Genomic DNA, 14019 nt, shown 5'->3' with positions numbered 1-14019 from the left:
CAGCCCACCACCCTGCGCATACCTCATGCAGACGGCATACCGCCGCGACCACCAAATGTCAGCCCCTGAGACATCACGCTTTGAAGGTCAGTAACAGCGGAATGTCCGCATGGATGGCCTCCGAGACGAAGAAGTGCCGGAAGCTCTTGGGCGTGTACCGGGGCGTCTCCGCTGCCCTGGCCGCCGCCCTACCGACCCCAGGAGCGGGCGGCGCTCAGAGATTTTGAGGGAATAATCTTTTGCATCGCCCAGCCACGCCGGACCTACTGACACCTTCGATCACTGAGGGCATCATGGCGGCACGGGGATGAAAATGACGGATACTTATGCCGCCACTTTCTCAGCTGTGGTGCCAGTCATCTTGCTCGTTGCCGCAGTCGAACTGCATCAAATCACCCAGAAGACAAGAGAGCGCAGTTCTGCGCTAACTTCCGCATTTCAAGAAGCTACTGCACTGCTGACCGTCAGAGATACAGTAGCCTCAGTACAAGAATTACAAGCAATCAGCGGGCAGGTCAGCCTGATCGAGCGCAACCTGGGAAATCACTTCACGGACATCACTCGACTCTTTTATTGGATCTGGGCTCTCACAGCAGCGCTTCTGACGTGGACTCTCACGGTGAGTCTGGCTTGGCTTGCCGACGACACCCGGGGCGCCGAACCATTCTGGCCCGCGTTCTGTCTATGGACCCTCATCTGGGGAGCATTGGTCGTAATTAACCTGCCGCTGGTCGCCACCATCGCACAAAATCGCCAGGAAATTAAGGTGGCTCAAATTTACGCTAACACTATGAATCAGGCTACAGAGAGGAGCCCCAGGCATTCGTGAACGCCTACATGGCCAGTGCAGCAGGTGAGATGCGCATAACCGAGGTCCAGTACCTGTCCAAGTCACTTCGGGCCAAAGAAGTGACCGGACCTGGCGCTTGCGCCTTGCCGCTTAGGTTCGCCGCAGAGCCGCCCTCATCTCTTCGATCAATGCCACGCGGGCCTGATGGGCAGCTCTCCAGGCATGGACGTACTCCGCTGCGTCCGAAGCGTGACCGGAAACCACCACATCATGGAAGTCGAGCATACTGAGGTTGGCCTGACGAGCTTTTCCGAGGAGCGGTTGCTGGGCCATCAGTTCAAGTTGCTGCTGTGCGGCGTACACGCCGTGCTCACCGATCTCGACGTGACCTTTGCCTACACGTTCAGGGGAAGGCTCCAGTCGAGCGATTGCGTCCCTGGCTCTCGAAAGGGCCGTGAGGTACTCCGCGAATGCAGTGCGCAGCGTGTCACGATCCCGCTCCGACTGGTCATGTCGCCACCGAACATGGTCAGCAACCAGCGTGGCCATCACACCAAGCACTGCTCCCACAGCTGTCGCTGTAAGCGTCGACCATTGCATGCGTTCCCCCAGGTCCTTGCCCGACTCGCCCTTCCTTTCTGCTGCAGTACAACAGCGGAGTACCGCAACCGCAGGAACCGCCAACGTACTGTCTTGCCTGTTTGGGGTACTTGAGCCAGCCGGTACGACTGTTCGCGACCGATCCGCATAGAGCTACAGGCCGCGAGGCTCCCCCGCGCCGACGGCAAGGACTCCGCTTCATCAAGCCCCGTCCCCAGTCTCACTGCACACCCGCAGCGGTGAAGGACGAGATCCTCCGCATACGACGCGAGCTCCACGACGGCCCGCTACAGTCAGCCGTAGGTGCCGGTGTACCACCACCGTTCCTCCGATGGTCCTGGTGCGTTCTCAAACAGCGCTGCTGGTGCAGGAGGCCCATAGACACTGTTCCGGCGGACAGGGCGCGGTAGGAGTGAAGCATCGGCAGAGCGAGGGCAGCTCAGGTTAGGTGGCCACGAAGACCTGCCGTGGTCATCCTCATCGCGCCATTTGGGCCGTACGCGGCTGCATTTGTCGTCAAGGTTCGGGCCGGGTGAAACTCAGGAAGCCCTCAAGCGCCACCATGATGCGCCACTGGCCCTGGTCGACCGTCTGACTCGGGCCCCGGAAGCTGTCCAGGCGAGGGGTGGTCCGGTTTTGCACCTTGGGTTGTCGATCACGGTTCTGCTCTGAAGCAAAGCGACAAACCAGACCGCCGCCCCCGGTGGCACGACCGTACGCCTCCACGCCTCTGCGGAGCGGACGGAGTCGAAAGTCGTACAGCTTGGGTCACCAAGGGAGTTCGGGAAGGGGCACTGACCGGGCTCGGCCAACGCCCCCGATCAGGGTTACGACAGAGGTCACCCCCGCTCCTTCCTGACTGGGGCCGTCCCTGGGGTCAGACATTGCGGCTCGCAGCGCCGGCAACCGCGTGAGCTCCCCGCGGTCAGCCGGGCGCGCCAGCGGTCGAAGAGGCGAAACAACCTTCGGTCGGTCACGTGTCGCCACCACTGCTCTTGTACTCGGAGGGCTGCTTCGTCAGCCATTCCCGCAGCCCATTGGAGCCCCTGGCACGTGTTTCTCCATCCACGGTGCATCACCGGGCCTCCTCTACCGCCGTCGCTCGGAAGTACGAGAGGTTCACGGCCTGGAATAGGGTGTGGCCCTCACGGCCAGCGTGCTTCAGCGCCCAGTTTTGTGCCGGCGCCGGGTCCTCGAACGTCCCCGAGGCCGCGTCGCACTTCATGCACTTCATTTCGAAGATCGGCGGACTGCCCGACGTGTCGAGCTGCAACACCCAGCCGACGAACCGGTAGATCGCCTTGACCACCATCAGCGCGACCTCTCCCGGTCGAGTCCCCAGAGCCAGGGATCGGCGGTGAAGCGCTCCGAGGGGTGTCCCTTGAAGACCAGAACCACCGTTGGGCGCCTGAACGACGCCTGGTCGGGGCGGACCGACTTCGCCTCCTGTAACCGTCCCCGCAGCCGTACTTGGTCTCCCCCCCCCGTACCCGAGAGGCCATCATGCGGTCATCCATCACGCTCAGCTTTCCTCAGGAGCCGTCACCACGGCCCACACGGACTTCCCGGCCCCGGCGCGTTCGTCAACGCCCCAGCGGGCGGACAGTTCGCCGACTAGGCACAGGCCCCAACCGCCCGTATCGCTCGGTACGCGGACCACCGGGCGTTCCTCCGCCCAGTCGCGCACCTCGATCCGGACGCCATCCGCTACGCGGGAGTACCGCGTTTCGATCTCGCGCTCGGCAGTCGCGCGCCCATGCTTCACCGCATTGGTGACCAACTCGGAGAGCACCACCAGGGCCTCGTCGACCACCGTGCTCAGATCCCATTTGATCAACAGGTCACTCAACTCGGCGCGAGCCAGGCCGACGCTGCGAGTGTTGTGGGGCCATCGGCTGACTGCCGAATCCCCCTTGCTCAGCGTCGCATCGGACTTCATACGCAGTAGGGTCGTGGCCAGTTGTTCCGGAATCGACATCAGCGTGATTACCCGCGGTGGGTAACATCGCGGAGGAAGCATCACAGCGATCCAGGCTGAGTCCATCAGAGCGTCGCTCATGCCCAAGTTCGAACCGCCGCAAGATCTCCCCGCGCGTATCTTGAACGACGCCGAAATGATCAAAGCGTGCTACGAACGTGACTTCTCGCGCATCTTCAAGATCATGAAGCGGGCAGGTCTCTACCCCGCTCTCATCGCGCGCCGCTGCGACCTGACACCGAGCCGGGTCGGCGAGGTCATCCAAGGGCAACGGATCATCAAGGACATGGCCGTTGTCGAGCGTGTGGCCGACGGGCTCCGCATCCCCGGACACATGCTCGGCCTCGTGCGACGTGGCTGGGAGGACAGCAGGGATGGACCGGTGGATGCCGTGCTGGTGACGCCGCCTGACCCAGGCGTGAGCCTCAAGCCGACTGGTGACCTATGGGTTGTGATGTCCGGCGAGGAGCTGGCCGATCCGGAATTCACCGTTGCTCTCATCGAGAGCCAACTACTCCAGCGCTACAAGAGTGCGAATTACTTCGGGGCGAGACAATCACTGGCCACGGTTAATCATGATGTGAAGTCGATCGCCCGCCTTCTGGAGACGACTAACGGTCCAGTGCGGCGCAGGCTTTTGCATGTGGGCAGCCAGACCGCTGAATTCCTCGGGTGGTTGTACCAAGATCTGGGTGACTTCACGGCAGCGGCGTATTGGTCGGACCGTTCGATGGAGTGGGCGCAGGAGGCCACCGACCATCACATGCAGTCGTACCTGCTGTTCCGCAAGAGCCACCAGGCCGCCGCGCAAGGAAGCCCGGCGCGGGCCGTAGGGCTGGCCCAGGCGGCGCAGCACGTGCCGAGCAGAACTCCTCAGCTTTCCGCGCTCGCGGCGCTGCAAGAAGCGGCCGGCCATGCGCTCCAAGGCGCCCCACAGGTCGCATTGACCAAGTTCGACGAGGCACACGAACTGGCGTCACGGACATGCGAGGCCCACGGCCATCCTCGACACGTCCTACTGCACCCCGACGTACGTGGAGATCCAGCGCGCCAATTGTTGGATCGATCTCGGCGATCCCTCGCGCGCCATTCGGCTCTTCGAGGAGGAGATCGCAGCCCTCCCCCAGGTCTTCCGGAACGACCGCAGCGTCTACCTCGCACGGCTCGCCCGCGCCTACGCCAAGGCCGGTGAGCCGGAACCGTGTGCGGAGGCCGCCGGCAAGGCTCTGGCCATCGTTGCTCAGACCGGTTCGGTCCGGACCCTTGCGGAGCTGACGGCCGTGGCCCGTGCCGTCGTCCCACGTCAAAAGGTTCCTGCCATCGCGTCGTTCACTGAGCATCTTCAGATCGTTCGCGACCGGCTTGCGACCTAGTCCAGCCGGAAAGCATAGGAGATGCTAAGCGCATGGACGATCTGATCACCCAGGCCACGTCCGAGGACGAGCGCCGCAAGGGGCCGACCGTCGCCGTACTGCCCGTGGGGAGCTTTGAGCAGCACGGCGCCCACCTGCCCCTGACCACGGACACCGCCATCGCGTGCATGATCGCCAAGCGGATCGCCGACGATTACGGCCTCTTCCTCCTGCCGCCCATCACCATGTCCTGCTCCCACGAGCACGCAGGCATGGCAGGCACCGTGAGCATCAGCGCCGCGACCTTGTACGCCGTCGTCAACGACATCTGGCGGTCGTTGAAGGCCTCCGGTGTCCCGGGGCTGCTGATCGTCAACGGCCATGGTGGCAACTATGTGCTGTCGAATGTCGTCCAGGAGGCCAATGTGGGCGGTCCCCGGGTAGCTCTCTTCCCTGTCAGCGAGGACCGGGCTCGTGCACGCCGGGAAGCCGGCTTGGAGAGCAGCGGTCCCGGCGACATGCACGGTGGAGAGTTCGAAGTCTCCCTGCTCCTGCACGGCGCTCCGTACCTCGTTCATGAAGGAATCGAGCAGGACGACCATTCGGCCCTCAGCCGTCCCCATCTGCTCACCCTGGGCATGACGCGGTACACCACCAACGGCATCATCGGTCAGCCGTCTCTTGCAACAGCAGCCAAGGGGAAGGCCCTGTTGGACAGCCTTTCCCAGTCCGCTCGTGCTCACCTTTCCGTTCTGGCTGACGAATAAATTGCCAGTACGAAGCATCAGGCCGCGATGATCCACCTGCTCGCAGTCTGAGAAAGGGTCGGCATCAACGGTACGGAGTCACCAGCACGAATGCTGACGGCTCCCACGCGCGCACGAATCCTTCCATCTGGCTCGGATGGGACAGATTGCGCGATCGGACGGAGGCCAACGGGTCAACTGGCACTCATTCCGCGTTCAGGCCATTCATTCCGTTCGTTATACATCGCAGCGATCTTGTACGACGCCTTGAGGAACAGGTAATCGACGCCCTCCTCGTCCGGCTGCGGCCGATGCGTGTTCCGGTCCATCGTCAACTGTCGAACCATTTGGGAGGGGTCACCACCGAACGAGTAGACAACGGAATCGGAGTCCTCGGAGAGCTTTTTGAAGTAGACCAGCGAAGCCACTACTACCACTCGCTTTCGAAGTCTTGGCGCTTGTTCACCGGAAGATTAATCTCCCAGTTGTACAATTCGTTTGTCATCCTGTGCGCCTCTTGGTAGGTCAGTCCAGGGTTTTCGCGGAGGTGCTTGAGTTCTGCCAGTTCGTGTTCCAGCAAGATGTGATCTTCAGGTAGAGCGTTGCCGGACCGCAGGCGGATCCAAGCATCTGCGATTTCGGGGTCGGCGTCAAATTTTCGAGTGACGACTTGACCGGTTTCGTAGTCCTCGATGGGATGCTCAGTATCGAAAACGTGCTTCTTGATGCTGGAAATTTCCTCTTCGGAAAATCCTTTGGACCCATCCCCGCGCGTCACGTCTCGGCTATGTTTGCTGATCGCTCCGATATCGCGAGAATCCTGCCTGAAGTTTTCGTAGGCGTCATCTGCCCACTTGGATTGCTGATCGACATCCAACAAGTCGCGCGGGCGTCGTCGAGCACCAGTGATCCATTCATCCTGGGACGCCAGACGGAGTTCGGCTGCCGAAACGTCGGGAAGACGAGCCTCCCGCACCGCCCTCACGCCCCGAGCCGCGCCCCCGAAGGCGCCGCCCAGGACGAGGCCGAAGACGCCGGCGTCCCTGATTTCGGCGACATTGATGCCGTGCTGCTCACCGAGCAGGTTCCGCCCGCCCTGCGCAACGACCACGTCCACGGTGATCGCCTCGACACTGCCGATGGCGGCGGTGGCCAGCACGGTGCCGGCGATCTCGGCGACCGTGGCGGAGACGGCGACGCCTGCCGTGCCGGCCGCGGCGACGATCGCCTCGGTGGCGCCGACCGCCGCGACCTCGCTGATGCCGCCGGTGAACAGGGCCAGCGCCGTCCCGGCCACCAGCACCGCCCCGGCGATCTCCAGCTCATGCTCGATCTTCCGCTTGGCCTCGGCGATCTGGTCGGCGAACTTGTCCAGCGCCTTGGCCATGTCCCGCGCGGCGGACGCCACATCGTCGAGGTAGCCCTTGCCGCCGCCGTGATACTTGCGCCAGAACTCGCCGAACGCCTCGATGCCCGGGCCCTTGTTGTTGTCGATGACATCCTGGGCAGGTTTGTGGGCGGCGGCGGTGACGTCCTCCACGTCGTCGGCGAAGGTCCGCCAGGCGCGGGCGGCCTCCCGTAGTTCGTCCTCGTCCCCTTCCGGCCACCACATGCCGGTCAGGTCCTGGACGATCTCCTTCGCCTTGTCGGCCGCGCTCACCGCCCGCCCCCGCCCCGGAACCCGGAGGAGGACGAGCGGTCGGCCTCCTCGTGGTTGTCCGCCATGTCCTTCATGGTCTTGGAGATGCTTTCCAATCCCTTGACCAAGGCTTGGGCGGCCTTTTCTATTTGCTCGCGATGCGGGGCGTACATGTGCTGGAACTTCTGCCCCTGTTCGTCGTCCCCCCACGGCGAACCGAGGCCGTCCAGCGAGCCCTTCAGCTTTGCCGTCGCCCTCGTCAGCGCATCGGCTTCCCGGTGGAATCGCGGCGCCGCGGACTTCAGCTGGTCCGTGTCTATGTCAAAGCCGTCACCGGCCATAGGTCCCCCTGGAACTGTGTTTTCGCGTGTTCCCACAACCTATCGTGAGGCACTGACAACGCTTCAGGCGCTTCCCGCAGCTGATGCAGCGAAAGACAGTTCGCCGTTCAAGTAATCAGCCGCGTTCATTTTCCGTCAGATACAGGCCGGATAGCCGCAGTCCTCGGCATCGCGCAAGCCGTCTGCTTCATATCCAGAAAGCGACCCCTGCGACGGGCAGTCCGTCTCACCGCGCCACCGCGCCTCGCGGGCGCGACCGTCGCGGAGACCGGCAGTCGGAGCACGCGGAGCCGCGCGGGCCATGGCGGCTGCGGGCCGGTTCACGGCAAGATGATCCAGCGCCCCGTCACATCGGAATCGTCAGCCGTTCCCTTGGCCCCGAGGTGATTCAGATCAGCTCACAGCCGGAGACCACCGAGCCCCAAGGCGCATACGATCACTCGGCGATGGCCGCCCCGTGCTGTCCTCTTCCGCGAGCCCCTGCGGAAGATCCGCAGCACTTCGCCGAAAGTCGGCACCAGGCCGTCACCGGACCCCGTACAGTCCGGTTTCATCCGGTATCAACAGGGATTGAGGGTGGACCGTGAAACACCGTCCGACCTGCACAGACGCTGATCGGATAGGAACGCTGGGCGGCGCCTTGACCTGTGGCGGGGCGCAGCCGGGGCGGATTGCGGCGGTTTCGCGCGGGTGTTCCTCGGCGCTGTTCACCGGTGTCGGCATGCTGAACACGGCACAGGAGGCGGGTCGATGAGTCGTACGCCGCGTGCGAGCGCGCCCCACGAGATCGTCGAGCGGGCGCTGGAGCTGTCCCGGGCCGACGGCTGCGTGGTCGTCGCCGAGGAGCGGTCGAGTGCCAACCTGCGCTGGGCGGGTAACGCGCTGACCACCAACGGTGTCACCCGTGGGCGGGCGCTGACCGTCATCGCCACCGTCGACGGCGCGCAGGGCACCGCGTCGGGGGTGGTCACCCGGTCCGCGGTGACCGCCGCCGACCTGGAGCCGCTGGTGCGGGAGGCGGAGGCGGCCGCGCGGGCGGCCGGGCCCGCCGAGGACGCCGCGCCGCTGGTCTCCGGCGCCGCGCCGTCGCCGCATTTCACCGACGCCCCCGCCGAGACGTCCTCCGCGGTCTTCGACGCCTTCGCGCCCGCGCTGGGCGAGTCGTTCAAGCGGGCCGGGGACGGTGGCCGTGAGCTGTACGGGTTTGCGTACCACGAGGTTGTGTCGTCCTATGTGGGCTCGTCCACCGGGCTGCGGCTGCGGCACGATCAGCCCACCGGGACGCTGGAGCTGAACGCCAAGTCCCCGGACCGGTCCCGGTCCGCCTGGGCGGGGCTGTCCACCCGTGACTTCCGGGACGCGGACCCGCTGGCCCTGGACGCGGAGCTGGCCACCCGGCTCGGCTGGGCCGCGCGGCGGATCGAGCTGCCGGCCGGGCGGTACGAGACCCTCCTGCCGCCGACCGCCGTCGCCGACCTGCTGGTGTACCAGCAGTGGTCCGCCACGGCCCGGGACGCCGTGGAGGGCCGTACGGTCTTCTCCCGGCCCGGCGGCAGCACCCTCGTCGGGACCCGGCTCACGGAGCTGCCGCTGACGCTGCGCAGCGACCCGGGTGCGCCCGGCCTGGAGTGCGCGCCGTTCGTCCTGGCCCATGCCTCCGGCGACGACGCGTCGGTCTTCGACAACGGGCTGCCCCTGGAGCCCACCGACTGGGTACGCGACGGGGAGCTGCGGCGGCTGGTGACCACCCGGCACAGCGCCGGGCTGACCGGGCTGCCGGTGGCGCCGGGCGTCGACAACCTGATCCTGGACGGCGGCGGCAGCCGATCGCTGGAGGAGATGGTGGCGGGCACCGAGCGGGGGCTGCTGCTGACGTGCCTGTGGTACATCCGCGAGGTGGACCCGGCGACGCTGCTGCTCACCGGGCTGACCCGGGACGGCGTCTACCTGGTCGAGAACGGCGAGGTGACCGGCGAGGTGAACAACTTCCGGTTCAACGAGTCGCCGGTGGACCTGCTGGCGCGGGCGGTGGAGGCGGGCCGTACGGAGCGGACGCTGCCGCGGGAGTGGAGCGACTACTTCACCCGCGCGGCGATGCCCCCGCTGCGGATTCCGGACTTCAATATGAGTTCGGTCAGTCCGGGGGTGTGAGGAGGGGCGCGGGGGCGGAGAGGGGCAGGCCGGGCGGGCGCCCGCCCGGCCCCGGTCACCGGCTCTAATAGACTCTCCCTTCGTCCTCCCGTACGGGAACACCGACCGATCAGGAACGCCATGACACGCCTCGGCGAATCCGTCGCCCGCGCCAGCTCGCTGCTCTCCGCAGACCTTTCCGCCGACTCCACCGTCGCGGAGCTGCTCAAGGAGACGGGCGAGCGGCGCTATCTCGACCTGACGGACCTGCCCGCCAAGGAGCAGGCCGAGCTGATCGCCTCCCGTACCGTCGAGGTGCTGCCGGGCGTGGACCAGCTGGCCGGGCGGATCGAGGAGCGCCGGGCGGCGGGCCAGGGCCTGCACATCAAGCTGGGCATCGACCCGACGGCCACCGACGTCCACCTCGGGCACGCCGTACCGCTGATCATCCTGAGCCGGTTCCAGCGGCTCGGGCACGACGTGACGCTGATCATCGGCGACTTCACCGCCAAGATCGGCGACCCGTCCGGCCGTACCGCCGAGCGTCCGCCGCTGACCGACGAGGACATCGCCGCCAACCTGGCCAGCTACCGCGAGCAGGTCCGGCCGTTCTTCGACTTCGACAAGGTCAGCTTCCGGCAGAACAGCGAGTGGCTGGCGCCGTACACCTTCCCCGAGCTGCTGGGCCTGCTCGCGCAGGTGCCGGTCTCGCAGCTGCTCCAGCGCGAGGACTTCAGGAACCGCCTCGCCGCGGGCTCCGGCCTGACCATGACGGAGCTGCTGTACCCCATCGCGCAGGGCCTGGACTCGGTGGCGCTGGAGTGCGACGTGGAGCTGGGCGGCGCCGACCAGCTGCTCAACCTCCAGATGGGCCGCAAGCTCATGGAGCTGCGCGGGCAGCGGCCGCAGCTGGTCGTCACGATGCCGCTGATCGAGGGCACGGACGGCACCGGCGCCAAGATGTCGAAGTCCAAGGGCAACTACGTCGGGCTGAGCGCGCCCGCCGACGACGTCTTCGGCAAGATCATGTCGGTCCCGGACCGGCTGATGGAGCCGTACCTGAAGGCGTGGACGGAGTGGACCGACGTGGAGGTCGCGCTCGCGCTGGCCCGCGTCGCGGACAAGAGCCTGCACCCGATGGATCTGAAGAAGGTCCTGGCGGGCGAGGTCGTGACGGCGCTGTACGGCCTGGAGGCGGCGATGGCCGCGCGTGCCGGGTTCGTGGCGCAGTTCTCCAAGAAGTCCTTCGCCGACGTGAGCACGCTGCCGGTGGTGGACGTCGCCGAGCACGGCGCGGAGACGGTTGCCACGGTGCTGACCAAGGTCCTGGAGTTCACGCCGAGCGCCTCGGCGGCCCGGCGGCTGGCCAAGCAGAACGCGCTGCGCCTGGTCGTGGAGGCTCCCGAGGGCCAGCAGACGCTGGTGCTCGCCGAGGCCGACGTGATCCGGCCGCTGGCCGAGGTGCTGGGCGAGAAGCTGGCCGCGACTCCCGACACCGCCGCCTACCTCAAGGCCGGCCGCAAGCTGGCACAGCTCGAAGGCCGCTAGGCAATACGGGATCCGCCGGCCATACGGGAGCCCGCCGGCATACGGGGCGGGGGCCGCGTCCGGACGCTCCGCCCGGCTCCGCTCCCGGCACGGCGACGGCCGGTGCGCGTTCCTCGCGCACCGGCCGTTTCGCGTCCGGGGCCCGTCAGGTCGTTTCCCGCCCGTGGCCGCGGATGGCCGTCCAGAGCCGGTCGCCGACCGCGACGACCACGACCGCGCCGACCAGTTGCAGCAGGTGCCGCGTCCAGTCGATGCCCTTGGTGTCGTTGACCCCGATTCCGGTGGCCAGCCAGTTCCCCAGGACGCTGCCCAGCATGCCGAAGACCACGGTCAGCCACAGGGGGATCTGCTGCTTGCCCGGAATGATCGCCTTGGCGATCAGGCCCAGGACCAGGCCCACGATGATTGCCCACAACCAAGTCATGTCGCCTCCTAATGCGGCGCGCGCACGTGAGCGTGCCCCGTCAGTTTCGCTCCGGACGGGCTACGCCGCACGCCGGAGCGGACCGTACGCGGGACGGCGGTACGGACCCGGCCACGGCGTATCGCGCCCCGGTCTCGAAGGCTGCGCAGGTGCGGCGTAACGTGGGATCGGTGCGGAACCGGGGAGAATCCGGCGCGACAAGCAGGTGGTGGAACGTGATGCGGAAGCAGACCGGCACCCAATCCTTCCGGATCACGGGAGCACGGCAGGGGCTGACCGAGGATGTGCGGGGCCGGCAGCGGCGCTATGTGATCTCGATGTCGGTGCGGACGGTGGCCGTCATCCTCACGGCCGTGCTCTGGAACATCGAGCGTCACGTGGCCATCGCCACCCTGGTGCTGGGCATCGTCCTGCCGTACGTGGCGGTCGTCGTCGCCAACGCGGGTCGGGAGAACGTACGTTCACTGCCGTCCACCTTCATACCTGCTCCCACACGGCCGATGCTGGGCCCCGGGAGCACCGCCGACCCGGCGGAACCCGTCCCGGAAGCGGCCGGGCCGGATGCGGACGGGCCGCGGCGGGAGCGGAGTTGAGCCGCCCGTGATCTGCAAAGCTCAAGAAAAGCTCAGATCAATCATGCGGTTCCGGTGCACCGGGCCCACTCCCGCGTGACATACTGCGTACGCGCTCCGCATCCCCCGTCGGAGCGACGGACCGACGCCGGGCGGCTCCCCCCGTGGCTGCCCGGCGTCGCCATGTCCGCACCCGTGGCGACGTAGGGTTGAGGCCGTGAACTCCCCTGACGCCCCCCGGCCCGACACCCCCGATTCCTCCGGCAACTTCGCATCGCCGCACGTCAACGGCCTGCCGGGCTTCCCAGGCCCGCTCGGCCAGCTCGGCGGGACGCCGGGCGCCGCCGCGGACACACCGGTCTGTTCGGCCAAGGGCTGCCGCGCCGACGCGGTGTGGGTGCTGGCGTGGAACAACCCGAAGCTGCACACGCCGGAGCGCCGCAAGACCTGGCTCGCGTGCGACGAGCACCGCGAGCACCTCTCCAACTTCCTTAACTTGCGCGGCTTTCTGAAGGATGTCGTGACGCTGGCGGAGTGGGAGAAGGCCGCGGCGGACCGCCCGGCCGACGACTGACCGCCCGGCCGGCGGCCGACCCGCCGCCATTGGTCCGGCCTCTGGCGGAGACGGCCGGTCCCTGCCCCGCCTCGTCACGGGTAGGCCCGTGTCTAGAGCGTGCCGTTCGGATCGCCCCGGGCCCGGCTGGTCCGGGACCGGATCATCCCGGGAGGGGATCGTCCCGGGTCCGGCAGGTCCGGCAGGTCCGGCAGGTCCGGCAGGTCCGGCAGACGCGGCCTAGCCGCCGATCGCCGACATCGGGCGCTCGGGCTGGAGGAACGACGGGTCGTCCAGACCCGACCCGGCCTTCTTGCCCCACATGGCCTGCTTCCAGATGCGGGCTATCTCCGCGTCCGGGGCGTCGGAGCGCAGCGCGGCGCGCAAGTCCGTCTCCTCGGTGGCGAACAGGCACGTACGGATCTGGCCGTCGGCGGTCAGGCGCGTACGGTCGCAGGCGCGGCAGAAGGGGCGGGTGACGGAGGCGATGACGCCGACGCGGTGCGGGCCGCCGTCCACGGTCCAGCGCTCGGCGGGCGCGGAGCCGCGCTCGTCCTGGCCCTCGGGGGTCAGCGTGAAGCGGGTGCGCAGCGAGGCGAGGATGTCACCGGCGGTGATCATGCCCTCGCGCTTCCAGCCGTGCTGGGCGTCGAGCGGCATCTGCTCGATGAAGCGCAGCTCGTAGTCATGGGCGATGGCCCAGGCCAGCAGGTCGGGGGCCTCGTCCTCGTTCAGCCCGGGCATCAGGACGCTGTTGACCTTGACCGGGGTGAGGCCGGCGGCGCGGGCCGCCTCCAGGCCGCGCAGCACGTCCTCGTGGCGCTTGCGGCGGGTCAGGGCGCGGAAGACGTCGGGGCGCAGCGTGTCGAGCGAGACGTTGACCCGGTCCAGGCCGGCGGCGCGCAGGGCGGTGGCGGTGCGCTCCAGGCCGATGCCGTTGGTGGTCAGGGACATCTGCGGGCGGTTTTCCAGGGCGGCCACGCGCTCGACGATGCCGACCAGGCCGGGGCGCAGCAGCGGCTCGCCGCCCGTGAAGCGGACCTCCTCGATGCCGAGGTCGGTGACCGCTATGCGGACGAGGCGGACGATCTCGTCGTCGGTGAGCAGGTCCGGTTTGGCGAGCCATTGCAGGCCCTCCTCCGGCATGCAGTACGTGCAGCGCAGATTGCACCGGTCGGTCAGCGAAACGCGCAGGTCGGTGGCCACGCGACCGTAAGTGTCGATGAGCACTGCTGCCCCCTGCCCGAGTCCGATCAGTTCGCTTTCGAGCCTACGCGATGGGTCTGACAACGAGCACGGGTCATACATCACGAGGCGGGCGGGCCGGCGTCGTAGAGATCTACGAC

General features: G+C 67.0%; 15 protein-coding genes. 7 read left to right on the top strand and 8 right to left on the bottom strand.

The genetic code is table 11. The annotated features are described in order from the left end of the window. Positions 1-313: 313 nt before the first annotated feature. Complete coding sequence (locus tag ACFV57_RS42005; protein ID WP_385244358.1) at positions 314-829, top strand: hypothetical protein; 516 nt, start codon at positions 314-316, stop codon at positions 827-829. 111 nt (positions 830-940) lie between these two features. On the opposite strand, the gene ACFV57_RS42000 is transcribed toward ACFV57_RS42005, so the two are convergent. From ACFV57_RS42000 to ACFV57_RS41990, 3 genes are all read right to left on the bottom strand, one after another. Next, positions 941-1339, bottom strand: coding sequence for a hypothetical protein (locus tag ACFV57_RS42000; RefSeq protein WP_385244364.1), 399 nt, complete (start codon positions 1337-1339; stop codon positions 941-943). A 1126-nt stretch (positions 1340-2465) separates the two neighbouring features. Further along, positions 2466-2702 carry a hypothetical protein gene (locus tag ACFV57_RS41995; protein ID WP_385244355.1) on the bottom strand — a complete coding sequence of 79 codons (237 nt, stop codon included), beginning with the start codon at positions 2700-2702 and terminating at the stop codon, positions 2466-2468. Between the two features lie 210 nt (positions 2703-2912). Further along, complete coding sequence (locus ACFV57_RS41990; RefSeq protein ID WP_385244352.1) at positions 2913-3449, bottom strand: ATP-binding protein; 537 nt, start codon at positions 3447-3449, stop codon at positions 2913-2915. On the opposite strand from ACFV57_RS41990, the gene ACFV57_RS41985 reads away from it, so the two are divergent. Then, positions 3448-4560 carry a hypothetical protein gene (locus ACFV57_RS41985; RefSeq protein ID WP_385244349.1) on the top strand — a complete coding sequence of 371 codons (1113 nt, stop codon included), beginning with the start codon at positions 3448-3450 and terminating at the stop codon, positions 4558-4560. The genes ACFV57_RS41990 and ACFV57_RS41985 overlap by 2 nt on opposite strands. Positions 4561-4773: 213 nt before the next feature. Further along, the gene (locus ACFV57_RS41980; RefSeq protein WP_385244346.1) at positions 4774-5487 is read left to right on the top strand and encodes a creatininase family protein; all 714 of its coding nucleotides are present in this window, start codon (positions 4774-4776) and stop codon (positions 5485-5487) included. Between the two features lie 173 nt (positions 5488-5660). Here ACFV57_RS41980 and ACFV57_RS41975 read toward each other — a convergent pair whose 3' ends face one another. Genes ACFV57_RS41975 through ACFV57_RS41965 form a run of 3 tightly spaced genes read right to left on the bottom strand, consistent with a single transcriptional unit; the run spans position 5661 to position 7446 of the window. Then, positions 5661-5894: a hypothetical protein gene (locus tag ACFV57_RS41975; RefSeq protein ID WP_385244344.1), complete on the bottom strand. Its 234-nt coding sequence runs from the start codon at positions 5892-5894 to the stop codon at positions 5661-5663. Positions 5895-5896: 2 nt separating this feature from the next. Beyond that, the gene (locus ACFV57_RS41970) at positions 5897-7126 is read right to left on the bottom strand and encodes a WXG100 family type VII secretion target (protein WP_385244341.1); all 1230 of its coding nucleotides are present in this window, start codon (positions 7124-7126) and stop codon (positions 5897-5899) included. Then, complete coding sequence (locus ACFV57_RS41965; RefSeq protein WP_385244339.1) at positions 7123-7446, bottom strand: WXG100 family type VII secretion target; 324 nt, start codon at positions 7444-7446, stop codon at positions 7123-7125. Before ACFV57_RS41965 ends, ACFV57_RS41970 begins: the two co-directional genes overlap by 4 nt. Before the next feature lie 750 nt (positions 7447-8196). Here ACFV57_RS41965 and ACFV57_RS41960 point away from each other — a divergent pair. Together ACFV57_RS41960 and tyrS are read left to right on the top strand one after the other, a co-directional pair. After that, complete coding sequence (locus tag ACFV57_RS41960) at positions 8197-9597, top strand: metallopeptidase TldD-related protein (RefSeq protein ID WP_385244336.1); 1401 nt, start codon at positions 8197-8199, stop codon at positions 9595-9597. 120 nt (positions 9598-9717) lie between these two features. Further along, on the top strand, positions 9718-11124 hold the full coding sequence (gene tyrS, locus ACFV57_RS41955) for a tyrosine--tRNA ligase (protein ID WP_385244333.1): 1407 nt from the start codon (positions 9718-9720) through the stop codon (positions 11122-11124). 145 nt (positions 11125-11269) lie between these two features. Here tyrS and ACFV57_RS41950 read toward each other — a convergent pair whose 3' ends face one another. Continuing rightward, complete coding sequence (locus ACFV57_RS41950) at positions 11270-11548, bottom strand: GlsB/YeaQ/YmgE family stress response membrane protein (protein ID WP_073759948.1); 279 nt, start codon at positions 11546-11548, stop codon at positions 11270-11272. Between the two features lie 218 nt (positions 11549-11766). Between ACFV57_RS41950 and ACFV57_RS41945 the strand changes: the two genes are divergently transcribed. Together ACFV57_RS41945 and ACFV57_RS41940 are read left to right on the top strand one after the other, a co-directional pair. Then, positions 11767-12141 carry a DUF3099 domain-containing protein gene (locus tag ACFV57_RS41945; protein WP_385244329.1) on the top strand — a complete coding sequence of 125 codons (375 nt, stop codon included), beginning with the start codon at positions 11767-11769 and terminating at the stop codon, positions 12139-12141. Positions 12142-12412: 271 nt separating this feature from the next. Then, entirely contained in the window at positions 12413-12694 is a 282-nt protein-coding gene (locus tag ACFV57_RS41940) for a hypothetical protein (RefSeq protein WP_385244361.1), read from the top strand. 219 nt (positions 12695-12913) lie between these two features. Here the strand turns inward: ACFV57_RS41940 and moaA are convergent, their stop codons facing one another. Next, positions 12914-13903, bottom strand: a complete 990-nt coding sequence (moaA, locus tag ACFV57_RS41935; protein ID WP_385244326.1) for a GTP 3',8-cyclase MoaA — start codon at positions 13901-13903, stop codon at positions 12914-12916. Positions 13904-14019: the final 116 nt, after the last annotated feature.

This window comes from Streptomyces sp. NPDC059788 (assembly GCF_042732265.1).
Lineage (GTDB): Bacteria > Actinomycetota > Actinomycetes > Streptomycetales > Streptomycetaceae > Streptomyces.
The sequence above is the reverse complement of the archived record's forward strand: the minus strand, read 5'-3'. Positions and strand labels throughout refer to the sequence as shown.